Annotated in this window: 21 protein-coding genes; 10 read left to right on the plus strand and 11 right to left on the minus strand. The window is 41.5% G+C overall.

The genetic code is table 11. The features are described 5' to 3' along the window. Positions 1 to 192 precede the first annotated feature (192 nt). From ND16A_RS12375 to rpmH, 10 genes are all read right to left on the minus strand, one after another. Complete coding sequence (locus ND16A_RS12375; RefSeq protein WP_033076986.1) at positions 193 to 1,083, minus strand: ParB/RepB/Spo0J family partition protein; 891 nt, start codon at positions 1,081 to 1,083, stop codon at positions 193 to 195. A 17-nt stretch (positions 1,084 to 1,100) separates the two neighbouring features. Then, positions 1,101 to 1,892 carry a ParA family protein gene (locus ND16A_RS12370; RefSeq protein ID WP_033076987.1) on the minus strand — a complete coding sequence of 264 codons (792 nt, stop codon included), beginning with the start codon at positions 1,890 to 1,892 and terminating at the stop codon, positions 1,101 to 1,103. Positions 1,893 to 2,068: 176 nt separating this feature from the next. Next, the gene (rsmG, locus tag ND16A_RS12365) at positions 2,069 to 2,695 is read right to left on the minus strand and encodes a 16S rRNA (guanine(527)-N(7))-methyltransferase RsmG (RefSeq protein ID WP_033076988.1); all 627 of its coding nucleotides are present in this window, start codon (positions 2,693 to 2,695) and stop codon (positions 2,069 to 2,071) included. Between the two features lie 292 nt (positions 2,696 to 2,987). Next, entirely contained in the window at positions 2,988 to 4,877 is a 1,890-nt protein-coding gene (gene mnmG / locus ND16A_RS12360) for a tRNA uridine-5-carboxymethylaminomethyl(34) synthesis enzyme MnmG (RefSeq protein ID WP_033076989.1), read from the minus strand. Between the two features lie 399 nt (positions 4,878 to 5,276). Next, positions 5,277 to 5,732, minus strand: coding sequence for an FMN-binding protein MioC (gene mioC, locus ND16A_RS12355; protein ID WP_033076990.1), 456 nt, complete (start codon positions 5,730 to 5,732; stop codon positions 5,277 to 5,279). Positions 5,733 to 6,226: 494 nt separating this feature from the next. Continuing rightward, positions 6,227 to 7,612: a tRNA uridine-5-carboxymethylaminomethyl(34) synthesis GTPase MnmE gene (gene mnmE, locus ND16A_RS12350; protein ID WP_033076991.1), complete on the minus strand. Its 1,386-nt coding sequence runs from the start codon at positions 7,610 to 7,612 to the stop codon at positions 6,227 to 6,229. A gap of 336 nt (positions 7,613 to 7,948) precedes the next feature. After that, positions 7,949 to 9,604 carry a membrane protein insertase YidC gene (gene yidC / locus ND16A_RS12345; RefSeq protein ID WP_033076992.1) on the minus strand — a complete coding sequence of 552 codons (1,656 nt, stop codon included), beginning with the start codon at positions 9,602 to 9,604 and terminating at the stop codon, positions 7,949 to 7,951. 6 nt (positions 9,605 to 9,610) lie between these two features. After that, positions 9,611 to 9,859 (minus strand): membrane protein insertion efficiency factor YidD, encoded by a 249-nt coding sequence (gene yidD / locus ND16A_RS12340; RefSeq protein WP_033076993.1) that lies wholly within the window; start codon positions 9,857 to 9,859, stop codon positions 9,611 to 9,613. Continuing rightward, positions 9,826 to 10,182 carry a ribonuclease P protein component gene (rnpA, locus tag ND16A_RS12335; protein WP_033076994.1) on the minus strand — a complete coding sequence of 119 codons (357 nt, stop codon included), beginning with the start codon at positions 10,180 to 10,182 and terminating at the stop codon, positions 9,826 to 9,828. The genes yidD and rnpA overlap by 34 nt, the downstream gene beginning before the upstream one ends. Positions 10,183 to 10,213: 31 nt before the next feature. Then, positions 10,214 to 10,348 carry a 50S ribosomal protein L34 gene (rpmH, locus tag ND16A_RS20570; protein ID WP_068547039.1) on the minus strand — a complete coding sequence of 45 codons (135 nt, stop codon included), beginning with the start codon at positions 10,346 to 10,348 and terminating at the stop codon, positions 10,214 to 10,216. A gap of 587 nt (positions 10,349 to 10,935) precedes the next feature. Between rpmH and dnaA the strand changes: the two genes are divergently transcribed. The 6 genes from dnaA (at position 10,936) to glyS (ending at position 20,255) form a co-directional block, all read left to right on the plus strand. Continuing rightward, positions 10,936 to 12,309 (plus strand): chromosomal replication initiator protein DnaA, encoded by a 1,374-nt coding sequence (dnaA, locus tag ND16A_RS12330; protein ID WP_033076995.1) that lies wholly within the window; start codon positions 10,936 to 10,938, stop codon positions 12,307 to 12,309. A 16-nt stretch (positions 12,310 to 12,325) separates the two neighbouring features. Further along, the gene (gene dnaN / locus ND16A_RS12325; RefSeq protein WP_033076996.1) at positions 12,326 to 13,429 is read left to right on the plus strand and encodes a DNA polymerase III subunit beta; all 1,104 of its coding nucleotides are present in this window, start codon (positions 12,326 to 12,328) and stop codon (positions 13,427 to 13,429) included. A gap of 10 nt (positions 13,430 to 13,439) precedes the next feature. Beyond that, positions 13,440 to 14,534, plus strand: coding sequence for a DNA replication/repair protein RecF (gene recF, locus ND16A_RS12320; RefSeq protein WP_033076997.1), 1,095 nt, complete (start codon positions 13,440 to 13,442; stop codon positions 14,532 to 14,534). Beyond that, positions 14,531 to 16,969: a DNA topoisomerase (ATP-hydrolyzing) subunit B gene (gene gyrB / locus ND16A_RS12315; RefSeq protein WP_152593838.1), complete on the plus strand. Its 2,439-nt coding sequence runs from the start codon at positions 14,531 to 14,533 to the stop codon at positions 16,967 to 16,969. The genes recF and gyrB overlap by 4 nt, the downstream gene beginning before the upstream one ends. 298 nt (positions 16,970 to 17,267) lie before the next feature. Continuing rightward, on the plus strand, positions 17,268 to 18,188 hold the full coding sequence (gene glyQ, locus ND16A_RS12310; protein WP_033076999.1) for a glycine--tRNA ligase subunit alpha: 921 nt from the start codon (positions 17,268 to 17,270) through the stop codon (positions 18,186 to 18,188). Continuing rightward, a complete protein-coding gene (gene glyS, locus ND16A_RS12305; RefSeq protein WP_033077000.1) occupies positions 18,189 to 20,255 on the plus strand; it encodes a glycine--tRNA ligase subunit beta in 2,067 nt (688 codons plus the stop codon). 53 nt (positions 20,256 to 20,308) lie between these two features. On the opposite strand, the gene tusA is transcribed toward glyS, so the two are convergent. Further along, positions 20,309 to 20,554 (minus strand): sulfurtransferase TusA, encoded by a 246-nt coding sequence (tusA, locus tag ND16A_RS12300; protein ID WP_033077001.1) that lies wholly within the window; start codon positions 20,552 to 20,554, stop codon positions 20,309 to 20,311. Between the two features lie 89 nt (positions 20,555 to 20,643). On the opposite strand from tusA, the gene ND16A_RS12295 reads away from it, so the two are divergent. From ND16A_RS12295 to ND16A_RS12280, 4 genes are all read left to right on the plus strand, one after another. Then, positions 20,644 to 22,554 carry a transglycosylase SLT domain-containing protein gene (locus ND16A_RS12295; RefSeq protein WP_152593839.1) on the plus strand — a complete coding sequence of 637 codons (1,911 nt, stop codon included), beginning with the start codon at positions 20,644 to 20,646 and terminating at the stop codon, positions 22,552 to 22,554. A 157-nt stretch (positions 22,555 to 22,711) separates the two neighbouring features. Continuing rightward, entirely contained in the window at positions 22,712 to 24,031 is a 1,320-nt protein-coding gene (gene pepQ / locus ND16A_RS12290; RefSeq protein ID WP_033077002.1) for a Xaa-Pro dipeptidase, read from the plus strand. Between the two features lie 25 nt (positions 24,032 to 24,056). Further along, positions 24,057 to 24,683, plus strand: coding sequence for a YigZ family protein (locus ND16A_RS12285; protein WP_033077003.1), 627 nt, complete (start codon positions 24,057 to 24,059; stop codon positions 24,681 to 24,683). A 69-nt stretch (positions 24,684 to 24,752) separates the two neighbouring features. Next, positions 24,753 to 26,204 (plus strand): TrkH family potassium uptake protein, encoded by a 1,452-nt coding sequence (locus ND16A_RS12280; protein ID WP_033077004.1) that lies wholly within the window; start codon positions 24,753 to 24,755, stop codon positions 26,202 to 26,204. The last annotated feature ends 646 nt before the right edge of the window (positions 26,205 to 26,850 follow it).

Raw genomic sequence — 26,850 nt, forward strand, 5'->3', positions numbered from 1 at the left:
AGATCCATTTCAATTAAAGACTAAAATAGAAAGGAAACTGAAAGTCATATTTAAACTTATTACGGTTACACCTAATGTGAGAATAAGGATATAACCTTCGGTTACCTTTTCTTATGAGTCAACGCGCTAATTTAATTAGACATTTGGCTAATATTGAAACACAACTCGAAAATATCCAAACCCTATATCAAATTAGTGTATTTTTGCCAGGATGCCTTCAAGTTCATCGAGTGATGAATATGAGATCACCATCTTGCCTTTGCCTTTTTGGTTGTGGGAAATTTGTACTGGAGAGCCCACTCGCATCGATAGACTGTCTTCTAATTTAACCGTGTCTGGATCTTTCACTGCAGTTGGTTTTTCAACTTCAGGTTGAGATGCTTTTTTCACTAACTTTTCAGTTTCGCGAACGGTTAATTCTTTAGCAGCTACCGTACGAGCAGTAGTGGTTTGTAAATCGCCTTGTAAAGACAACAAGGCGCGGGCATGGCCCATTTCGATATCGCCATTTTCGAGGAAAGTTTTTACGTCATCATTTAAGCTGTTCAAACGTAACAGGTTAGTCACTGTGGTGCGCGATTTACCAACGGCAGTGGCTACCTCTTGGTGGGTTAATTCAAATTCACTTAATAATCGTTCCAGCGCTACCGCTTCTTCCATCGCATTCAAGTCTTCACGTTGAATGTTTTCGATTAACGCGATGGCAACCGCTGATTCATCGGGAACGTCCTTGATCAAACAAGGTACTAAATCAATTTCCGCAAGTTGTGATGCGCGCCAGCGGCGTTCACCGGCAATAATTTCATAGCTATCATGGCCAATCGGGCGAACCACAATCGGTTGAATGATGCCTTGGGCTTTAATCGAATTGGCCAAATCTTCAAGCGCCTGTTCCGACATGTCTTTTCGTGGCTGGTATTTGCCCGGCTGTAACTTCTCGATCGGCAGTTTTTGCAAGTCACTTTTTTCAACCTCAACTTGCGGCTCTGTCGCGGGTTGCGCTAATGCGCCATTTTTTCTTGGTGCTGAGGTTAACAGGGCATCTAAGCCTCTACCTAAGCCGCGACGTTTCGACGTGCTCATGCTGTTCCTTGATTATTCTAATTATTAACCGTTTCAGGCTGTGTTGTGGTTTGTTTTTTCAATACTTCACCGGCTAACGCTAAATATGCCTTTGAACCAGTGGCGGATTTGTCGTAATACATTGCCGGAGCACCAAACGACGGCGCCTCAGCTAAACGAACATTGCGAGGAATAACAGTGCGGTAAACTTTATCACCAAAATGACGCTTTAATTGCTCGGAAACATCATTCGCCAGGCGATTACGTGGATCGTACATGGTGCGCAAAATGCCTTCAATGTGCAGATCTTTATTCACTACCGAAGACAATTTTGAAATGGTATCCATTAATGCCGTTAATCCTTCCAACGCATAATATTCGCATTGCATTGGTACCAACACAGAGTCGGCTGCAGCCATCGCATTAACCGTTAACATATTCAGTGAAGGTGGGCAGTCGATGATGATAAAATCATAATGGTCTTTGAACGGTGCTAACGCATTTTTTAAGCGCTGTTCGCGGGCAAACACTTCCATTAATTTGATTTCAGCGGCGGTAACATCGGTATTGGCCGCGATTAAATCGTAATGGCCGGTGGTTTCCGTACAGATCACTTCGGTTAGTGGCTGTTCGTCGATAAGCAGTTCATAACTGGTGGCATGAACATCGTATTTATCGATGCCACTGCCCATGGTCGCATTACCCTGCGGGTCAAGGTCAATCAGTAATATTTTACGCTTTGTGGCAGCAAGCGATGCCGCTAAATTTACTGACGTAGTTGTTTTGCCTACTCCACCTTTTTGGTTGGCAACAGCGATAATTTTTCCCACAGTTTCCCCGCGTAAATAAAATGTTTAAGCTTTACTGATTAGTTAAGTGTTACTGATCTAATTTGGTAATTATTCAATCTAACAGAGTTACAATGCCGTGACAATTGATGATGCCGGTTTGGCCGTACTTAGACGATTCAATTTCAAAGTACAGTCATGCAGTTATGGTATTGCCTCTATGCTATTTTTTTCAATTCGATTAAGTGCCGTTGACCATCAAGCTCAGGCACAATAATTTCAAAACTGTTCACCAGTTCAATACCTTCGGGCATTGCCGCAAGTTCTTTACTGGGGTATAGCCCTTTTAGCGCATAAAATCGGCCGTTGTGATCGATTAAATGCTTACACCAGGTGATCATATCATCAAGTGAGGCAAAGGCCCTACTTAATACGCCATCAAATGGCACATCTGGGAGATAATTTTCGACACGGGACAGTACCGGCGTTACATTTTCCAGTTTTAACTGATACACCACTTGTTTCAAAAAGGTGATGCGCTTGCCCAAACTATCCAGCAGTACAAAGTTTTTTTGTGGATAGAGTATTGCAAGCGGAATACCGGGCAGGCCTGGTCCGGTACCAACATCAATAAAATTGTTGCCGTTTAAAAAGGGACCATTGACCAGTGAATCGACAATGTGTTTAACCAGCATGTCGCCAGGATCACGTACCGAGGTCAAATTATACGCTTTATTCCACTTATCAAGCAGTTCAACGTAGGCCACTAACTGGCTAATTTGTTCATCCGTTACGGTTAAATCGGTTTTACTAAGCAATGTGTTTAATTTAGAAGTTAAATCCATTATCGGACCTCTAATTTGAAATTGTTTGAACGCATAATTTATGCGTATAGTTTATCTCCAACACCTCGCATAATAAAGATTTAATCAGGTTTGGAAACAAAATAACGGGTCAAAGTACGAGGGAAGATATTACTTCATTCAGAACTTGTACTCCGTCATCCCGGAAGAGCGCAGCGATATCCGGGACCCCCATGCTTCAAAATGTGCCTGTAATAAAGCCACGTTTTAACTACAGGAGGTCCCGTTTTTCAACGGGATGACGGTGTATTTTTTCGAATAATGGCTAATTTATTTACGCAGTTTTACGTAATAAACCGTGTTTTTTCAGATAAACCAGCAATAAAGAAATTGCCGCCGGGGTAATACCGGAAATACGCGAAGCCTTACCCAGAGTTTCCGGACGAGCATCTGAAAGTTTGGCTACGACTTCATTCGATAAACCGGAAATTTTTGAAAAATCAAAGTCCGCCGGGATCAAAGTATTTTCATGGCGTTTCTTTTTCGCTATCTCATCCATTTGACGATCGATGTAACCGGCATATTTGGTTTGAATTTCCACTTGCTCGGCAGCTTGTTTATCAGCAATTTCCGGCCCAAATTCCTCAATCGACATTAAATCTTCATAGCGGGTTTCCGGGCGACGTAATAAATCTTCCAGGCTGGCTTCTTTGGTTAATGGGTTTTTCAGCATTGGATTGAGTTTATCGACGGCAACATGATCTTTGTGCACCCAAAGGCCACGCAAACGTTGACGTTCTAATTCAATGTTTTCCAATTTTTCACAAAAACGTTGCCAGCGATCATCGCCAACTAAACCGAGTTCACGACCTTTTTCGGTTAAACGAATATCGGCATTATCTTCACGCAGTAACAAACGATATTCAGCACGTGAGGTAAACATACGGTACGGTTCTTTTGTCCCGAGCGTAGAAAGATCGTCGATCAATACGCCCATGTAGGCTTGTTCGCGACCAGGCGTCCAGCCTTCTTTGTCTTGGCTGCGACGACCGGCATTTAAGCCGGCAACCAAGCCTTGTGCCCCCGCTTCTTCGTAGCCGGTGGTGCCGTTAATTTGGCCAGCAAAGAATAAATTTTCTATGTGCTTGGTTTCAAGCGTTTGTTTGAGATCCCGAGGATCAAAGAAGTCATACTCAATGGCATAGCCTGGTCGGGTAATATGCGCATTTTCAAAGCCTTTGATCGAGCGAACCAAGTCCATTTGTACGTCAAACGGTAAACTGGTTGATATACCATTTGGGTATATTTCGTGGGTAGTTAGGCCTTCTGGTTCGACAAAAATTTGATGTGAGTCTTTCTCACTAAAACGCGTTATCTTATCCTCAATCGATGGACAATAACGTGGTCCAATACCTTCGATAACGCCAGTATACATAGGTGAACGATCTAAACCATTACGAATGATGTCATGGGTCTTGCTGTTGGTATGAGTGATATAGCACGGGATCTGTTGTGGGTGATGCTGCTTTTTCCCCATAAAAGAAAACGTCGGCACTGGCGTATCACCTGGCTGTGGCTGCATCACTGAAAAATCTAAAGTGCGCGCATCTAAACGTGGTGGTGTGCCGGTTTTTAAACGATCGATCCTAAATGGCATATCGCGTAAACGATCGGCAAGATTTACCGACGCTTGATCGCCTGCACGGCCACCTTGATAATTATTCAAGCCAATATGAATTTGGCCTGCAAGGAAGGTACCTACCGTTAAGACAACCGTTTTGCCTTTGAATTTAAGGCCCATTTCCGTTGATACCCCAACCACACGATCGTTTTCCAAGATCAGATCATCACATGGCTGTTGGAAAATAGTTAAATTTTCTTGGTTTTCCAGATAGTTACGAACATATGCCTTGTACAGTAAACGATCCGCTTGTGCGCGTGTCGCTCGTACTGCCGGGCCTTTCGATGAATTTAATGTACGAAATTGGATGCCACCATGATCGGTGGCTTCGGCCATTAAGCCACCCAATGCATCTATTTCTTTAACTAAGTGACCTTTACCAATTCCACCAATGGCTGGATTACATGACATTGCACCTAAAGTATCAATGTTATGGGTTAATAATAAAGTTCTACAGCCCATTCTTGCTGCCGCTAAAGATGCTTCTGTGCCTGCGTGTCCGCCTCCAACAACAATTACGTCAAAGGAATCTTGATACCACATAGGACAACACCTCAATAAAAAATCAATGAATAAAATAAGACGGTAATTGTACCGTGATTTGCTTGGAAGTGGAACGATCAAAGTGTTAAAAAAGATCTGGGTCGAGATCCTAAATAATATATAAAGATCTTTATATAGATCTTATTATTATTACTATTAAGGATCCTATTTTCTGTGCATAAGTACTTTTTATCCTTATATTACAGTAGATTATACTGGATCAAATGCTGTGATCAAAGTTTGATCAACTACCTTATAACCTCTGATCAAAACAGTCATTTATCCACAGGTGGTTTAAAGATAATTAGTATACACTGAATAATAATAGAAAATTAATATGTTTTACCCAGGTTTATCCACAACACGTTAAATATAGATCGTAAATTGTGCATAACTTCTTTATAAGTGATCGTTAAACCGATCTAAATTTGATCTAATCCAGTTGGCTGCCGCTTCTTCCGGATCATCAATCGCCACCATATCAATGGTGAATATATCGTTAATAGGTTTAGATTTCTTTTCTAACATTATGTTATGTAAGGTTTTTCCGGCTTCACAGAAGGTATCGTAGTTGCTGTCACCAACGGCAATGATCATAAAGTTTAGATCTTCTAAATCTTGATCGTAATTTTTAAGATCATGTATAAAATTTTCGATGTTTTCAGGAAAATCACCAGCACCGTGAGTGGAAGTGCAAAATAACCAAATTTGATCATCTTGAGAAATTTCAGAAAAATTTGGTTTAAAATGTATTTTTGTCGTGTGTCCCTGCTCAATTAGCACCTCTTCTGCTGCTTCGGCAACGTACTCTGTGCCGCCCAACATTGAGCCGACGATGATTTGAAATGATGACATTTGGGTTCCAATTTGTTGTTTTCCTCTGCCTGGGGAAGGAAAATATATTGTAAAAAATGCACGTTTTGAAGCAGGGAGGTCCCCGCATGCGCGGGGATGACGTGGTGTATTTTTTCTGAAATTGACATATATATCAGAAATAGTACACCGTCATTCCGACGAAGGTCGGAACCTCCTGCCGCGTATTGTGCGTGGTTTTATATACTGTTTTAAGCTCATATAATGCGTATTTATAGCAATTATACACAACAGAACATACAAAAAACGCCCCGTAAGGAGCGTTTGTTCAATAATGTTGTTTTAGATCACTATACGCGGCAGGAGGTTCCCGAACGAGTCGGGAATGACGTGGTGTAACTTGTATTCGTTCTGGCTATATCTGAATTGATGCACCGTCATTATCCCCTTATGCTTTGAACGGGATCTTCCTGCTTCACAACGCGCATAGAAACAATAGCTCTTCGTTTCTCGTCTCTAGCCTCTCGATTCTGTTCTTACTTGCCAATACAAAACGATGAGAAGATCTGGCCGAGCAAATCATCGGAAGTAAACTCACCGGTGATCTCATTCAGATGTTGCTGGCAAATTCGCAGCTCTTCGGCGAGGATTTCCCCAGCAACAAAAGATTCCAATTGATCCAGGCCGGTGATCAGATTCTGATGCGCATTTTCTAACGCGGTTATATGGCGACGTCTGGCCATAAAACTGCCCTCTGTTGAGCCCTGGTAACCCATGCATTGTTTTAAATGATCTTTTAATACGTCAACGCCATCTGCCGTTTTTGCCGATAACGCGATAGTATCGGTATCATGTTCTATGGTTTTACCGGTTGTAATACCACTGACATCGGCTTTATTTTTCACAATCGTGACACCCATATTATCAGGCAGCTGGGCAAAAAATTCTGGCCAAAATGCCTTTGGGTTACTGTGATCGTCTTTATTAGAGTCGATCATTAGTAACACTCTATCGGCTTGTTTAATTTCTTTCCAGGCACGCTCGATGCCGATTTGTTCAACTTTGTCTGGGCTTTCGCGTAATCCTGCGGTATCTATTATGTGTAATGGCATACCATCGATATGAATTTGTTCAGTTAACACATCCCGTGTTGTGCCTTCTATTTCGGTTACGATTGCCGATTCCTTACCGCTTAAGGCATTCAATAAACTTGATTTACCGGCATTGGGTCTTCCGGCAATCACCACTCGCATGCCTTCTCGTATAATTGCCCCTTGCTCGGCTTTTGCCATCACTTCATCGACATTACTGATGATGGTTTTTAAGTCGGTTGTGACTTTACTGTCAGCCAAAAAGTCAATTTCTTCTTCGGGAAAATCGATTGCCGCTTCTACATACATGCGCAAATGAATGACATCTTCAACAAGTTGATGTACCAGCTGAGAGAAATCACCTTGTAGTGAGTGCAGGGCAGCTCGGGCAGCTTGCTCGGAACTTGAATTGATTAAATCGGCTATTGCTTCGGCTTGGGTTAAATCGAGTTTGTCATTGATAAACGCTTGCTCTGAAAACTCCCCCGGACGCGCCATACGCACGTCTTTAATACTGAGAATGTGATTTAGGAGCATATCCAAAATAACTGGGCCACCATGACCTTGTAGCTCTAATACATCTTCACCGGTAAAAGAATTTGGTCCTTTAAAATATAACGCGATGCCTTGATCGATCACTTGCTGTTGTTGATCCAAAAAAGGTAAATATTCGGCTTTACGAATTTCTGGCACTTTGCCTAATAACTGTTTAGCCACGGTTTGTGCCAATGGCCCAGAAACACGAATGATACCGACACCGCCACGCCCTGGTGGTGTCGCTTGCGCGGCAATGGTTTCGGTATTGTTGGTGAGCTGGGTTGTTTCTGACATCGTTAGGTCCGGTAAATAAAGGGTTAGGTAATAGTGTGTATTATAAACATAAAAGAAACGAGAAACATTAAAAGAAACGAGAGACGAGAAAGCTAGAAACGAAGAGCCGGTTAATTGTTAAATGCACGTTTTGAAGCGGGGAGGTCCCGACCTGCGTCGGGATGACGTCATATTTTTCTTCTAAATTTTAAAATAAACTTGTTAATTTACACCACGTCATACCGACGAAGGTCGGTACCTCCTCCCGCGTATAGTGCGTTTTTTAACTTATATTCACCCATAAAAAAAGCGACCAACAGGCCGCTTTTTATCGTTTATCAAAAATAATTATAATGACTAATTATCTTTCGCTAACTTCGCTTTCGCTTCCGCTTTATCGATACCTCTAAAGATAATCAACATTTGCACTATGGTGATCACGTTCGAGATGAACCAGTAAAGTACCAGCCCTGACGGGAACCATAAGAAGAAGAAGGTAAAGAATACCGGCATCCATTGCATCATTTTTTGTTGCATCGGATCTTGGCTCATCGCCGGTTGTAGTTTTTGCATCAATAACATCGATGCACCCATCAATATCGGCAATACGAAGAATGGGTCTTTCGATGATAAATCGCTGATCCATAAACCAAATTCAGCGTGACGTAATTCGACACTTTCCATGAATACCCAGTACAACGCCAGGAAAATCGGCATTTGTAACAATAGCGGTAAACACCCGCCGGCAGGATTCACTTTTTCTTTCTTGTAAAGTGCCATCATCGCCTGTGACATTTTTTGTCTGTCATCGCCATGACGCTCTTTTAATGCCGCGATTTTTGGTTGAATTTTACGCATTTTTGCCATTGAGGTGTATTGCGTTTTGGTTAACGGGTACATCAAGGTTTTAACAACGATGGTAATGCAAATAATCGCCAAACCCCAGTTTACTACGATGTCTTGAATGAATAGCAGTAACCAGAATAGAGGCTGTGAAATCATCCACAAGAAACCGTAATCTACGGTTAAATCCAGACCATCGGCAATTTTTTCTAATTTATCCTGATCTTTTGGACCCACATAAAATGTTGCCGTCAGGCTTTGTTCTGAGCCTGGCAACACCGTAATTAATGGTTGTTTAAAACCGATCACCGCTTGGCCATTATTATCTAAATAACGGGTATATAATTGATTGCTTGTATCTTTATTTGGTACCCAGGCGGTAACAAAGTAGTGCTGTAACATGCCAACCCAGCCACCTTGGGTGGTTTCTTTTAAGTTTGCATCTTCAATATCACCAAAATCGTATTTTTCATAACGAGTTTCGCTAGTAGAGTAGGCTGCGCCACGGTAAGTTGGCATCATCATCGATGAATCTTCATCAACACTGGTCGATTGCTTTAATTGGCCATACAACTGCACATCAGCATTAACCGCTGAACTATTAATAATCTTATAATCGACACTAACGTCATACTTGCCTTTCGTTAAGGTAAAGCTTTTCAGGTAAGTAATACCATTTTGGCTAAACGATAACTCCACCACCAAGTTGTCATCGTCGGCAGCTAAATAGTAGCTGTTTTGTAAACTTGTGTACAACGGACGACCGGCAGGATTTGCATCAGGACCTTGTGCGCCAATTAATCCACTTTGAGCAACAAAGGTAAAACCCTGGGTCGTCAAAATAGGCATTGCTACGCCACTTCCTTGCTCTGTTTCAAAAGCAAGTAAGTTAGCCGCAATAATATCACCACCTTGAGTATCAACTTTAAGTTCTAATACATCGGAAGTAATAGTAATAACACCACCTTTAGTTGCAGCCTGATTCACCGACGTTTGGCTTCCCGTGGCTGCCGGTATAAATTCACCATTTTCCTGGCTACTCGCTGTTGGTGTGTTTGCGCTTACTTCAACAGGTGCCTGAATAGGAGCATTATCCATTTGCCATTGGTTAAATAGTAAATACGTTACAACCAATAATGCTACAAAGAGCAAACCGCGTTGTGATTCCATAATTTGTTAATTCTCTTGTTTAGGTTTTGGTACGGGATCTTCTCCACCCGCACTTAGTGGATGACATCTTAATATACGTTTGCTTGCTAACCAACTACCTTTTACTGCACCGAAGCGATTAATTGCTTCAATGGCATAAGTAGAACAGGTAGGGTGGAAACGGCAATTATTACCTAACAGCGGGCTAAGCCAGCGTTTATAGGCATTTATGGGAGCAATAATTAACTTTTGTGCCGTTGAATTATTTTTCGCCATATTTTTTCCAATTGCTGGTTTATTACTTCATTATCAAGCTGATCAATGCCCGACTTTACCATAACAACTATGTCTACGGCAGGTAATTTATGCTGATTTAAACGAAAACTTTCTCTAACTAAACGCTTAACGCGATTTCGTTGCACAGCAAGTTTTACGCGTTTTTTCGCGATAGCCATACCTAAACGATTATTTTTGTCAGAATTAGATGTTATAAGAATAGTGAAATGGCTGGAGCCATATCTAGAAGGGTGGTCAAAGACTTGTTTAAAATGACCGGGAGTCAACAAACGTGACTCCCGATTAAATTCGTAGTTACCCATATGGGTTACCGTTCCTTATTAAAAATAAGAATTAAGCTGAAAGCTTAGCACGGCCTTTTGCACGACGACGAGCAATTACTGCACGTCCGTTTTTAGTTGCCATACGAGCACGAAAACCGTGGTTACGTTTACGCTTTAATACGCTTGGTTGAAATGTTCTTTTCATTACGCTAATCCGTCTGTCTGTTTGCTTTACGAAAACAAACCGTTTTCGAGCACTGTGATAAAAATTGAGGGCGAATTCTAATAATAAAGTAAGCTAAAGTCAACGTTATTTATAAAAATAAATATAAAAAATCCTTTTGTTGAGTAAATAGGATCTTTACGATCATAAATATTGATCTTCTGCTTGAATTTAGTCATCAAATACAGCCAAAAGCATTATGTCCACAGTTTTATAACAATGTTAGCCTTGAGTTTTAATAACTTTATCATTTAGGGCACATTTTTTAGTTATTTTCTAGTCAATTTCAAGACAACGAATGATATTTTTTATTATTTATTAATCACAATTAAATCAGTAGTTTAACATGTTGCTAGAGGTTTTTTATAATTTAATGGCCTCGCCGTATTGCACTTGTGGATAACTAGGGAGATAATGGCTTAAATCTAAAATAATCATTATAACAAAGATCGATTCTGCCTTTTAATTTATTAGTACCTAATTTGCCTTTATTGTGGAGTTTTTCCCCAGATAAGTGTTAATTTTCTTGTTCTTCGGCAGCGTATTTCGATCTATTACAGGAGTTTTGAGTGGAACATTCACTCTGGCAAAGTTGTTTATCTGTGCTCGAAGATGAACTACCAGCTCAGCAATTTAGTATGTGGATCCGCCCACTGCAATGCGTAGCTGATAATAATATCATGACCTTATACGCACCTAACCGGTTTGTACTTGACTGGGTGCGTGAAAAATATTTAGCTCGTATCACGCAGTTATTGGCATTAGAACAAACTAATCCTCCAGAACTCAGATTTGATGTTGGCAGTAAACCAGTTAATAATCAAAGTGTTGCCGCCCAGGTTGCGAGTAACTTTGCCGCCAGTATGCCTGCTAAACCGAATCAGTCCAATAGTTCAGCGGATGTGGTGCCCAACATTCCTAAAACCACTAATGTCAGAAATAAATACACTTTTGACAATTTTGTTGAAGGTAAGTCGAATCAATTAGCTCGTGCTGCGGCATCGCAAGTTGCCGATAATCCAGGGCAGGCGTATAACCCTTTATTCATCTATGGTGGCACAGGTTTAGGTAAAACCCATTTATTGCATGCCGTTGGTAATGGCATCTTATTAAATAATCCAAAAGCAAAAATTGCCTATATGCACTCTGAACGGTTTGTGCAAGATATGGTAAAAGCGTTGCAAAATAATGAAATTGAAAAATTTAAACAATATTATCGTTCGGTCGATGCGCTGTTAATTGATGATATTCAATTTTTTGCGAATAAAGAGCGTACCCAGGAAGAGTTTTTCCATACCTTTAATGCTTTGCTTGAAGGTAATCAGCAGATAATTTTAACCAGTGATCGTTATCCAAAAGAGATCACCGGTGTAGAAGACAGATTAAAATCCCGTTTCGGTTGGGGTTTAACCTTGGCCATTGAGCCTCCAGAATTAGAAACTCGGGTAGCAATACTGAAACGCAAAGCCGAAGAAAGTCATATCAACTTAGCCGATGAAGTTGCGTTTTTTATTGCAAAAAGGTTGCGCTCAAATGTACGTGAGTTGGAAGGGGCATTAAACCGGGTGATTGCCAATGCTAATTTCACTGGTCGGCCAATTACTATCGATTTCGTTCGAGAAGCGTTGCGAGACCTTTTAGCGTTACAAGATAAGTTAGTAACCATAGACAACATTCAACGTACCGTCGCTGAATATTACAAGATCAAAATTGCTGATATTTTATCTAAACGACGTAATCGATCGGTTGCACGCCCAAGACAAATTGCAATGGCGCTGGCAAAAGAACTTACGAACCATAGTTTGCCTGAAATTGGTGATGCATTTGGCGGCCGTGATCACACCACTGTATTGCATGCTTGTCGCAAGGTGAAAACGTTACGCGAAGAAACACACGATATTAAAGAAGACTATTCAAATCTAATAAGAACACTATCATCATAAATAGGGTATAAAAAGAATGAAATTTTCATTATCAAGGGACTTACTTTTAAAACCACTTTTATTGGTTTCAGGTGCGGTAGAACGCAAAAGCACATTGCCTATTTTAAGTAATATTTTACTGGAAGTAAGTGGGCAGTCACTTACTATGATAGCTACAGACCTAGAGCTTGAAATGGTTTCCACTACGCAAATTAATAATGAGTCCGGTGATGGTAAAGTAACCGTTCCGGCGAGGAAACTGCTGGATATTTGTAAGAGTTTACCCGATGACGCCTTGATTGAATTTGAGCAAAAAGGTGACTCAATTAATATCAAATCAGGCAGAAGTCGTTATTCTTTAGCCACTTTGCCTGCCGATGACTTTCCAAATATTGAGCAGTGGCAGGGCGATGTGGAATTTAACCTGCAAAAATCGCAATTGCTGCGTTTGATCGAAAGTACCCATTTTTCAATGGCTAACCAGGATGTTCGTTATTACCTTAACGGTATGTCGATTGAAACAGAGAATAATGAGATCCGTTCTGTTGCAACCGATGGTCATCGATTGGCTATTTGTAAAATCGTTAATGACAATTTAGCCCTACCGGCACGGCAAGTGATTGTGCCGCGTAAAGGCATCATGGAAATTATCCGTCTACTCGATGCGGTTGATGAAGAAATTCAAATATTTATGGGTTCTAATCACATTCGCATCATCGATACGGATTTTTCATTTACCAGTAAGTTGGTAGATGGAAGATTTCCTGATTACCGTAGAGTGTTACCGCGTAATGGTGACAAAGTGCTCACCACGGATAAAGATCAGTTAAAACAAGTACTGTCACGCGCATCAATATTATCGAATGAAAAATTCAAAGGCGTACGATTAAACTTTGCTCCGAGCGAATTAAAAATAACCGCGAATAATCCTGAGCAAGAACAAGCGGAAGAATATTTAGAGATTGACTTTCCCTTTGACAGTTTAGAGATAGGTTTTAATGTCAGTTATATCCTGGATGTATTAAATGCCATTAAAGATAATGGTGTTAAGTTTACCTTATCTGATGCTAACTCGAGTGTTGTACTTGAAGGGCAAGACTCTGGTGAGGCACTTTACGTGATTATGCCGATGCGCTTGTAGTTGCGATTTAATGAGCATTAGTACGTTAACAACCAGTACGTTTCGAAATTTAAAATATAGTAGTGTCACCTTACACCCCAAGTTGAACTTAGTCACAGGTGATAACGGCAGCGGTAAAAGTAGCTTATTAGAGAGTATCTTTTTTTTAGGTCACGGAAAATCATTCCGTACTACAAAAATCGAAAACTTAATTAACGCCAGCAGTGATCATTTTGTCGTTAGTGTAAAGGATGATCGAAATTATCAGCTTGGGGTTAAGCGCGACAAGTGCGGCCAAATTGATATTAAGATCAATGGCGATAGTAAATTTAGGCTTTCAGATTTAGCTAAAAATATTGCAGTACAAGTGATCACACCAGAGACGTTCAGATTGTTTTTTGGTGGTCCTAAAGAACGTAGAAGGTTCATTGATTTAGGATTGTTTCACGTGGAACATCAATACGCCGATCTTTGGCGAGAATTTCGTAAAGTATTGATGCAACGAAATGCTTGTTTGAAAAATAAAATTACGGGTCAGCAATTCGACTACTGGAGTGATATTTTTTGTAGCCTCTCTACCCAAATTGCCGAGGTAAGGGTAGGGTATGTTGAAAAACTTTCTACTGAATTGGATCATTGGTTAAATATTTTATTACCCAATTTATCAGAAAAAATTGTGCTACATTATTCTCAGGGCTGGAATAGCAAAAGACCTCTTGCCGAGATACTTGTTGAGAACTATGAACGGGAACGAAAGTTTGGTTACAGTTTATTTGGTGCCCATAAATTTGACGTAAAATTTGGCTATCAAAAGACTAACATCGAGCAGATTTTGTCCCGAGGACAGCAGAAATTATTTTTAATGGCGCTAACCATAGCGCAGGCAAATTTGATTTTTAACCGTCAAAAAATCGCGCCAATCATTTTAATTGATGATATAGGTGCCGAGTTGGATACCAACTCCCGTACGGCATTGGCGAAAGCGATAGAACAACTTAATTGTCAGTTGTTTATCACAGCAATTGACAACAACGCACTGGAACCGATAATTCCAGAAGATACAAATTACAAGATGTTTCACGTGGAACATGGCGAGATAACGGAAATAACGCAGGGCAAAATATAATGAGTGAAAATGAATATGATTCGGCCAGTATCAAGGTTTTAAAAGGCCTTGATGCGGTACGTAAAAGACCAGGAATGTATATTGGTGATACTGATGATGGTACTGGTTTGCACCACATGGTTTTTGAGGTGCTGGATAACTCAATCGATGAAGCCTTAGCTGGCCACTGTAGTGATATCCACGTCACTATCCATAGCGATAATTCAGTATCGGTTAAAGATGATGGTCGTGGCATTCCAACCGATATCCATCCAGAAGAGGGAATATCTGCTGCTGAAGTGATCATGACGGTACTGCATGCTGGTGGTAAGTTTGGTGGTGAAGACTCTGGCTATAAAGTGTCTGGTGGTTTGCACGGTGTAGGTATATCCGTGGTAAATGCCTTAAGCTCGAAACTAGAATTAACCATTCGTCGAGCGGGTAAAGTACACGAGCAAGAATACAGTATGGGCAATTCAGTAGCGCCATTAAAAGAAATTGGCGAAACTGAAAAAACCGGTACTCAAGTTCGTTTTTGGCCAAGTCTAGAAACATTTTCGGATACTGTTTTCCATTACGACATCTTAGCAAAACGTATTCGTGAATTATCGTTCTTGAACTCCGGCGTGTCTATCCGTTTACATGATGAACGTGATGGCCGCGAAGACCATTTCTTTTATGAAGGCGGTATTCAGGCATTCGTAGACTACCTAAACACCAACAAAACACCAGTCAATCAGGAAGTATTCTATTTTGATTTAACTCGTGAGGATGGCATTGTGGTCGAAGTCGCAATGCAATGGAATGATGGCTTTCAGGAAAACATCCACTGTTTTACCAACAACATTCCACAGCGCGATGGTGGTACTCACCTTAGCGGTTTTAGAACCGCACTTACTCGTACACTTAACAGTTATATGAGTAAAGAAGGGTTAAATAAAAAAGCCAAAGGCGGTACGGAAACTAGCGCCAGTGGCGATGATGCCCGCGAAGGTCTAACGGCTGTAATCTCAGTTAAAGTACCTGATCCTAAATTCTCTTCACAAACCAAAGATAAATTGGTTTCATCGGAAGTGAAAACAGCCGTAGAACAAGCGATGGGTGAAAAACTGGGTGAATACTTGTTAGAAAACCCAACGACGGCAAGAACCATCATCATGAAAATAGTTGATGCTGCCCGTGCTCGTGAAGCCGCTCGTAAAGCTCGTGAGATGACGCGTCGTAAAGGCGCATTAGATATTGCCGGCTTGCCAGGTAAACTTGCTGACTGCCAGGAAAAAGACCCTGCACTTTCTGAATTATATATTGTGGAAGGGGACTCTGCTGGCGGCTCAGCCAAGCAGGGGCGTAATCGTAAAAACCAGGCAATATTACCGTTAAAGGGTAAAATTCTTAACGTCGAAAAAGCACGCTTTGATAAGATGATTTCATCACAAGAAGTCGGTACCTTAATTACGGCACTAGGCTGTGGTATTGGTCGTGACGAATATAACCCAGATAAAATGCGTTATCATTCAATCGTGATCATGACCGATGCCGATGTCGATGGTTCGCATATCCGTACATTATTGTTAACTTTCTTCTATCGTCAAATGCCCGAAGTGATTGAACGTGGCTATATGTACATTGCGCAACCGCCACTTTATAAAGTGAAAAAAGGCAAGCAAGAACGTTACTTGAAAGATGATGAGCAAAAAGAAGAATACTTCACTACTCTGGCTTTGGAAAATTCATCTATCCATGTTAACGAAGCTGCGCCGGCATTATCTGGTGTCGCTTTAGAGAACTTATTTAATCAATATCGTGATACCCTAAAAGTCATTGACCGAGTGTCTCGTCAGCTACCTGAAGCTATACTGAATCAGTTAGTGTATGCACCGGTAATTGCTAATGGTGATTTCGCCGATAAAGCGCACGTTGAAGAGTGGACGAAGGCTTTCGTAGAGCTACTCGAACTAGATGGTGATAAAGGTTCTTTATATTCTGCTGTGGTTGAACATGATGCAGAACGTAACATTTACTTACCCGCTGTGACGGTTCGTATGCATGGCATAGATAACGTTCATAAGTTTAGTTATGAGTTTATCCATTCTGCTGAATTTAAGACGATTATGGCGCTTAATACGTCGATAAACGGCTTAATGGAAGAAGGGGCATACGTGAAACGTGGTGAGAAAGTTAAGCCGGTTAAATCGTTTGTAGAAGCTCGTGCATGGTTAATGAAAGAGTCAGAACGTGGTCAATACATCCAGCGTTACAAAGGGTTGGGAGAAATGAACCCTGAGCAGCTTTGGGAAACCACCATGGATCCAGAAACTCGTCGCATGTTACAAGTAACCATTGAAGATGCTATTGCTGCTGATCAACTGTTTACTACGTTAATGGGTGATCACGTAGAACCAAGACGTAACTTCATTGAAGAGAATGCACTGAACGTTGAAAACCTGGATGTGTAGTTAAGCTTCGCTTACTTATCGAAATTAAAAACCCAGCTTGTTAGCTGGGTTTTTTGTATCTGAAAATTTGATACAGGGTACGAGGTACAAGGTACATGCAGCCAGCGGTATTTCGTATAAATATTAAATAATAAGATATTCGTAATCACTAATAATCAGGGCTACCCCTTGTTGGAACAATGCCCGGTCTGCCTGTACCCTGTATCTTGTCGTTTTAGTTTAATTAACGCTAGTCGATTAACTAAACAATCGTTATAATTAGCGCAATTTTTTAACGCAACGTAATAACTCGGTTTTCATGAGCACATTTGATATCAAAACATTCCAGGGATTAATACTTAAATTGCAAGAGTATTGGTCACAGCAAGGTTGTGTAATCGTACAACCTTTAGATTTAGAAGTGGGGGCGGGCACCTTCCATCCAATGACATTTTTACGTTCCATTGGTCCAGAGCCAATGAGCAGTGCTTATGTGCAACCATGTCGTCGTCCTACTGATGGTCGCTATGGTGAAAACCCGAACCGTTTACAGCATTATTACCAGTTTCAGGTGGTGTTGAAACCGTCGCCGAAAAACTTTCAGGATTTATACCTGAACTCGTTAAAAGAGTTGGGTATCGATCCGCTTGTACATGATATCCGCTTTGTCGAAGACAACTGGGAATCACCAACATTAGGGGCCTGGGGTTTAGGTTGGGAAATCTGGCTTAACGGTATGGAGATCAGCCAGTTTACCTACTTCCAACAAGTTGGTGGCTTAGAATGTGCGCCAGTTACCGGTGAAATTACTTACGGCTTAGAGCGTCTTGCTATGTACATTCAAAACGTAGATAGCATTTATGACCTGGTTTGGACCGATGGTCCGTTAGGCAAAGTATACTACCGTGATGTGTTCCATCAGAATGAAGTAGAGCAGTCGACCTACAATTTTGAACATGCCAATGTCGATGCATTGTTTAACCAGTTTGATGTTTGCGAAGCCGAAAGTGCCAAACTGATTGAACTAGGGCTAGCGTTACCAGCGTATGAACAAGTAATGAAAGCATCGCATGCATTTAATTTACTCGATGCTCGCCATGCAATCTCCGTGACGGAGCGGCAACGCTATATTTTACGAGTAAGAACATTAGCCAAAGGTTGCGCTCAGGTTTACTACGCCAAACGTGAAGAATTAGGTTTTCCAATGTGCAGAGATAATACCGACAAGGAGGGTAAATAAATGAGCACTAATACTCTTCTTATAGAATTAGGTACTGAAGAACTACCACCAAAGGCACTGAAAAAATTAGCCACAGCATTTTATGACTCTATTACCGAGCAATTAAACTCAGCAGCACTTAGTTTTGATGAGGCGAAATGGTTCGCCACACCACGCCGCTTAGCCGTACAAGTGAAAGGCTTACAACAGCAGCAAGCAGATAAAATAGTTGAGAAACGTGGTCCGGCAATTAATGTAGCGTTTGACAGCGAGGGTAACCCAAGCAAAGCGGCACAAGGATGGGCACGTTCAAATGGCATCACCGTAGAGCAGGCAGAACGCTTGACCACACCCAAAGGTGAATGGTTATTACATAAAGCGGTACAGCTTGGTCGGTCAGTGGCCGAGTTAGTCCCGGCAATTACCGCCACCGCAGTGAGTAAATTACCAGTGCCAAAACCAATGCGCTGGGGCAGTAGCCGCATTCAATTCATTCGTCCAATCCATACTGTCACTATGATGTTTGGCAGCGAACTAATTAAAGGTGAAATCTTAGGTATTGCCTCGAGTAACATCTTAAAAGGTCATCGTTTCCACTATCAAGGTGACGTGACTTTGGATTGTGCCGATAACTATGAGTCAGCATTAAAGGCTGCATATGTTATTGCCGATTATGATGTTCGTCGTCAATCGATCGTTGATGATGTCAATGCCGCGGCCAGTTCATTAAAGGCAACAGCATTACTCGATGATGAATTAGTCGATGAAGTAACGTCGATCAATGAATGGCCATCGGTATTGGTAGGCAGCTTCGATGAAGACTTTTTACAAGTACCAGCGGAACCATTGATCTATTCGATGAAAGATCATCAAAAGTATTTTCCGGCGATGGATGCCAGCGGTAATTTATTAGCGAAATTCATTTTTGTCACCAATATCGACTCAAAACAGCCGGAAGAAGTAATTCGTGGTAACGAAAAAGTTATTCGTCCACGTTTAGCTGATGCCGAATTCTTCTTTAAAACCGATAAAAAACAAACACTTGAGAGTCGTTTAAGTAGTTTGGATAACGTTTTATTCCAAAAACAATTAGGGACGCTTAAAGCAAAATCTGAACGTATTGCCGAACTTAGCCAATACATTGCAAAAAGTGTTGCGGCAAATGGTGAACACGCCTATCGCGCAGGCTTGTTAAGTAAGACGGATCTAATGAGTGACATGGTATTAGAGTTTCCACAAGTACAAGGGACTATGGGGAAATACTATGCGCAAAATGATGGTGAAGAGGTCGAAGTTGCGCAAGCGTTGGAAGATCAATATCGTCCTAGGTTTGCTGGTGATTCATTACCGGAAGGCGTGATTGGTTCTAGTGTGGCAATTGCTGACAAAGTGGACACTTTAGTGGGGATTTTTGGTATTAATCAAGCACCAAAAGGTGACAAAGACCCGTTTGCACTGCGCCGGGCCGCCATTGGTTTGATTCGCATCATTATCGAAAAAGAATTAGCACTGGATATCAAGGATTTACTCGCAGTCAGTATCGCCTCTTACGGTGATAAGTTAGTCAACGATAATGCAGCTAACGATGTTATTGAATTTATCATGGGCCGTTTCCGTGCATATTATCAAGAGCAGGGTATTAGCGTTGATGTAATACAAGCAGTACTTGCCAATAAGCCAACCGCGCCATTGGATTTTGAACAACGAGTGAAAGCGGTAAGCTATTTCCGCAGTTTAGATGAAGCGCAAGCTTTGGCTGCGGCTAATAAGCGTGTGGGAAATATTCTGGCGAAATTTGACGGTGAGTTATTTGCCGAATTCAATAGCGAACTCGCTACCGAACCTGCTGAAATTGCATTAGCACAACATTACAGTGCTTTAACGGCTGAATTAACGCCATTATTCGCCAACAAAGATTATCAGCAAGCATTAACTAAACTAGCCAGTTTAAGAGCTCCGGTTGACGAATTCTTCGATAATGTAATGGTAATGGCCGACGATGAAGCAGTGAAAACCAACCGCTTAACCTTACTTAGTCAGTTACGTGCCAGCTTCTTTAATGTTGCAGATATATCGTTATTACAATAATTACCAGGTAATTATTTTTGAACAAACAAAAGACGCCATTCGGCGTCTTTTTTTTACTTCTTCTTTATCAAAAAACGGTAGGGCGAAGAGGCCACTTGTTTCGCCAATAATTCATGTTCCATAAACTCACAAAAACTGGGAATGTCACGGGTGGTTGATGGGTCATCAGCAATCACCAATAAGGTTTCACCGACCGCGATTTTTCGAATATTCATCCGTACCATCATTACCGGCTCAGGGCAGCGCAGGCCAATGGCGTCAAAAGTGTGGTCAGGGTTGGAAAAAAGAGTATTAATCATGTTTAATTATATAAATGAACCATTAAGCGAGTATTTTAAGTTTTAATGGCTAAACTTAACAAGTAAAAAATAATTATTGGAAGCAGAAATTGAAATTCTCCTATCGCAGTGCTGTCATTATCCTAATCTTAAGCCTAATGTTGATTGGCAATGTACAGGCAAATCAAGATGAGTCGTTGCGAGCTGAATTTATCGCCGCTGAAGCCGCTAAGTGGGATATTAATTCGCCATCCTATCAAGCCAAGGTAAAGCAGCTCCAGAATTACCCATTATTGCCTTATTTTCAATTAAGCCAACTCAGCAAAAACTTACGCTTAACAAATGAAACACAGATCGAAGCGTTTTTGTCACAATACCAGGATACGGCACTAGACTGGCGGTTAAGGAAACCGTGGCTGCTCTATTTACAACGTTACCAAAAAAAATCGCGTTTTATTCATTACTTCAAAGCTACCGATAATAAACAGCTAACTTGTGTCAATATGGCTTACCAATTGGATTTAGGTGCTAGCAAAACAGACATTTTACCGCAGGTATCAGCGCTGTGGCTCAGTGGCACTTCACTTCCTAAACAATGCGATCCACTATTTTCACTATGGACCCAGGCAGGTTTTCGCAGCCCTGAACTCATTTGGCAGAGGATCATGCTAGCGCAAAAGGCAGGGTCTTATGGCCTGGTAAAATATTTAATAAAATTGTTACCACAACAAGAACAATATTTAGTGGCGTTGTGGAAAACCATTAAACGTAAGCCCAAACAATTAGCGAAGTTAGCTAAATTTAATAAGCACAACAAGCAAGAAGCGCTGGTGTTAGCCGATGGCCTTAAACGATTGGTTTGGCAAGATGCAGTGTTAGCCTTGTCAATTTTTGAGAAAGTCAGTGACAGGTTTTCGACTGGTCAGATAGAGGCAGTACTACCGTTATTGGTAACCGCTATTGCTCGTTCAGAGCACCCAAAAGCACAAACCTGGTTTGCCAATATCGAACGAAAATATATCGATAACGGCGCAGTGCAATGGCGGTTGGCAAGCTTATTGAGAAGTCATGATTTCACCGCCATTGCTGCAGAAATAGCGGCACTGACAAGTACTCAAAAGACACAGCGGCAATGGCTGTATTGGCAAGCCAGGGCAGTAGAAAACGATGCTAAAGAGCACAGTGATGGTCAGACAATTTATCAACAGCTGGCACAGCAGCGGAGTTACTATGGATTTTTGGCAGCCGCCAAGCTAGGCGACAAAAGTGTGTTAAATCATCAACCTATTAATGTGTCCGAGCATCAAATAGAGGAATTTCAAGCATACCCAGCAGCTCTTCGCGCAATGGAACTGTATCGATTAAATCGTTTAACCCAGGCAAGGCGAGAATGGCGTTACTGGATGAGTGAATTAAATTCTAGCCAGCAAGTTGTCGCCGCTAAATGGGCGCATCTTCAGGGCTGGTTTGATCGTGGCATACATTCTTTGACCCAGGTTGGCGCGTTAAACGATATTGATGTCCGATTTCCTATGCCATATCAAAGCCTATTTAAAACCTTGGCAAAAAAATATGCGGTGGATGAAGCCTGGGCCTACGCTATTGCCCGTAAAGAAAGTATTTTTATGCCGGATGCTACGTCAAGCGTCGGCGCGCTTGGCTTAATGCAAGTAAAACCGACGACCGCCAATTATCTGAATAAAACCAAGTTGAAACGCCATCAAATACTCGAGCGTGATATCAATATAGAACTGGGTATTAAATATTTGCAGTATCTTTTGAAAAAATTTGATAACAACATTGTCTTGGCTACGGCGGCTTATAATGCTGGACCGAAAAGGGTTAAACGTTGGTTACAAGCGGAACCTAAATTAGCGGCCGATGCCTGGATTGAAACCATCCCCTATAAAGAAACCCGAGATTACGTAAAAAGTGTTTTAGCTTTTACTGAAATATACCAGCGAAAGCAGCAACGAGGGGGCTCACCATTTGTTGAATTAACCTCGATGATGATTGATTAGGGCGTAATGCCTATTCCGACAAGTTATCGGTCAATAAATTGTCGGAATAGCTATAAAGAGTTTAGCCACCCGCGGTGTTAATGCTACAAGCCCTAGTTAGGCTGTGCTATTATCGGCGCATAAATGTTATCACTAAAATACCGATACTAAGTCTAATATGAAAGAGCTAGCAAATCATTATCCAGCCCACCTAAGCGAGCTGCAACAAAGAACGGCGACGATCCTTGAGCGTGAAAACCTTAGCGCCTTAGCTATTCATGCGGGCCATGCCGGAAGAATATTTTTAGATGATATGTACTACCCATTTAAAACTAACCCACACTTCAAAGCCTGGCTGCCGATAGTCGATACGCCAAATTGCTGGTTGATTGTCAATGGCCAGGATAAGCCAATATTAGCCTATTACCAGCCATTAGATTTTTGGCATAAAGTAAGCAAACTCAGCGATGATTACTGGACCCGTTTTTTTGATATTAAATTGATTGCTGACGCCGATGAAATTGCCGCTATTTTACCTGGCAATAAGCAAGGTGTCGCCTATATCGGTGCTCATCAAGACGTCGCCAACGACTTGGGTTTTACCGATATCAACCCTGAATCGGTATTGAATTATTTTCATTATCACCGTGCCTATAAAACCGATTATGAATTTGTCTGTATGCGCGAAGCCAATCGCTTGGCGGTATTGGGCCACGAGGCCGCAAAAACAGCCTTTTATAACCAAGGTTCAGAATTTGATATTCAACTGGCGTATTTACAGGCCACCGGTCACAGTGAAAATGAAGTACCATATGGCAACATTATTGCGTTGAATGAGAACGCCGCAATATTGCATTACACTGCCTTAGAACAAAGCAAACCAAGTAAATACCTATCATTTCTGATTGATGCCGGAGCCAGTTTTCATGGTTATGCTGCCGATATTACCCGAACTTATTCGTTTAATCAGGATGAATTTGCCGATTTAATCATTGCCATGAATGAAATGCAGTTAGAGCTGGTGCAAGGGTTAAAACCAGGCACAAGTTACGTTGATTTGCATATTCAAAATCATTACCTACTGGCTGCGTTATTACAGCGTTTTGACTTGGTGAATTTAGACGCACAAGCTATGGTCAGCAAGGGCATTACCGGACACTTTTTCCCGCACGGTTTAGGTCACCACCTTGGTTTGCAAGTGCATGATATGGGGGGCTTTATGGCCGATGATAAAGGTACTCACGTTAACCCGCCAAGCGATCATTCATTTTTACGCACCTCTCGTGGTATTGAAAGTAAGCAAGTGTTTACTATCGAGCCTGGTCTTTATTTTATTGAATACTTTTTATCTGCTTTAGCCAAATCGGATAACGCGAAATACATTAACTGGGATAAAGTTGACCGTTTTCGCAAATATGGTGGCATTCGCATTGAAGATAATGTCATCGTCCATCAAGAGCGATTAGAAAACATGACTCGAAATTTTAACCTGGCTTAATTTAGCCGTCGGTTGATTCATTATCATGCTCATAAATTCAAGCCCATATACAATCCCCGCCAGTGAGATTGAAGTAGAAAGCCTGGTTAATCGCAGCCGCTTTATTTGTTCGATTAAACATTGTGCCGATAAAATGGCAACGAAAGCGTTTATTGAATTAATTCGCCAGCGCTATCCGGATGCCTCACACCATTGCTATGCGTTTATCTCGTCACGCCCAGAAGACAGTCAAGCTTATGGGTTCAGTGATGATGGTGAGCCTAGCGGCACCGCCGGCCGACCCATGTTAGCGGTATTACAAGGCAATGCTATTGGCGAAATTTGCGCGGTCGTCACCCGTTATTTTGGCGGTGTAAAACTGGGCACGGGCGGGTTGCAGCGGGCGTATGGTAATAGCGTCAGACAAGCTCTATTAGAGTTAAGCACCAGTGAAAAAATCCCGACCGCGCAAATTAATTTAACTTGTGATTATCAGCAGATTAAAGATATAGAACATACCTTAACCGGCTATGATGGGATTATCACACAGCAAGATTATGGTATTGAGGTGGTGATAACGGCAAGTTTACCTATCCCCAGGATAGATGAATTTATTGCCCGGGTCATTGAACTTACTGCTGGCAGGGTTACGCCCAAACGTTTACTCGAATAAATATAATAACTTAGCATTATTATGCTATATTCAGTGCAATAACAGCTCTAACAATAATTAAAATTAACAATGCAGTATCGTAATATCACCCGGATTTTAGGCTTATTGGTAATGATTTTGAGTGTTACCATGATCCCGCCAGCTGCCGTTTCTTTGGTTTATCGAGACGGGGGCGGTGTTGCGTTTATGACGGCATTTTTACTCTGTATTGGTGCCGGTTTTTTTGCCTGGTATCCTAATCGCGGCCAAAAAGGTGATTTGCGTGCACGCGAAGGCTTCTTAATTGTTGTACTGTTTTGGTCGGTATTGGCCAGTTTCTCCGCGGTGCCATTAATGCTCACCGATTTACCCAGTTTATCCATTACCGATGCTTTTTTTGAGTCATTTTCGGGGTTAACGACAACTGGCGCCACCATTATCACCAAAATTGATGGCTTACCGCATGCCGTATTGTGGTATCGCCAACAGCTACAATGGATCGGTGGTATGGGGATCATTGTATTAGCGGTCGCGGTTTTACCTATGCTTGGGGTTGGTGGTATGCAGTTATATCGCGCCGAAACACCAGGCCCGGTGAAAGATTCTAAAATGACGCCGCGGATCGCCGATACCGCGAAACATCTTTGGTATATTTATTTGGCCTTAACGGTAGCCTGTGCGCTCTCATATTGGCTTGCCGGCATGTCAGGCTTTGATGCTATTGCCCACTCTTTCTCAACGATTGCCATTGGTGGTTTCTCAACACATGATGCTTCTATGGGGTATTTCGACAGCCCATTGATCAATGCCATCTGTGTGGTCTTTTTGATCATTGCCGGAGTCAATTTTGCCCTGCATTATACCGCTTGGGCGAGCAAGAGTTTTCGCACTTATTTATTTGATCCCGAATTTAAAGCTTTCATTTATATTCAATTAGTCGTTACCTTAATCTGTTTCTTCACCTTACTTACCTACGGTATTGCCAGCAGCTATGAGCAAGCGTTTGATGATGCCTTATTTCAGGCGGTATCAATAAGTACCACGGCCGGATTTGCGACCACCAACTTTGCGGAATGGCCAGTAATGCTGCCATTATTGCTTATTTTTGCCAGTTTTATTGGTGGCTGTGCCGGTAGTACCGGTGGCGGGATGAAGGTAATGCGAGTGGTATTGCTTTACTTGCAAGGGATCCGAGAGTTGAGCCGTTTAATCCATCCCAAAGCGATCATCACCATTAAACTGGGTGCTAAAGCGTTACCAGATAAAGTGGTTGATGCCATTTGGGGCTTCTTTTCTGCTTACGCCGCCATCTTTATCATTTGTATGGTGTTATTGATGGCGTCAGGGATAGATGAAATAACGGCTTTTACCGCCGTTGCTGCCTGTTTAAACAACTTAGGGCCTGGTCTTGGCGAAGTGGCGGCGAATTTTGCCAGTATTAATGACTTTAGTAAGTGGGTACTAATTCTGGCCATGCTCTTTGGCCGCTTGGAAATATTTACCTTATTGGTATTATTCATGCCAGCGTTTTGGCGTAATTAGAAAAATGCGTATCCCGTACTCGTTACGGGATCTATACTTCCTCAATCCCCTTACCAACCCAAGTATTCAAAGCTCTATTGGCTAAAGGAGGTTCCGTTTTGCAACGGAATGACGGAATATACTCTCTAATAATATTTGAGTATTCATGATCTTAGTTAACTTACACCACGTCATATAAAAGAAGAGAGTCTTTATAAAGTTTATATTTAAAGACTAAGCTAGGGTGAGGAGAAGAGGCTAAGACGTCAAAAGCTCCAAGCTTCTAGGGATGCCAAAGTCTCTTCTCACTCTAGCGATTCAGAGCTTCTATAACAGGTATTTTTTCAAGACCTTTAACAAATATGAAAAAGCCAGTATTCGCTCCAAACTCACACTTTAAGGATAATAGATATTATGAATATTGCATCTTTAAGCCACTTAAAATCTTGTGTAGGAATTGGGATTGATGTATCTAAGGAGTCACTATCTTTTGCTGTAATAACGAAAGATAAAACCTACATTTCAAATTTAGAAAATAGTTGACGTGGTTTAATGGATTCGACTACCCCAGTTAAGAGATAATAGACTTAACTGGAGAAAAAAAATGACAGCACGTAAAAAATATTCAAAAGAATTTAAGCTTGATGCAATAGCATTAGTCGTTGAA

Source organism: Thalassotalea sp. ND16A (genome assembly GCF_000764205.1).
GTDB lineage: Bacteria > Pseudomonadota > Gammaproteobacteria > Enterobacterales > Alteromonadaceae > Thalassotalea_A.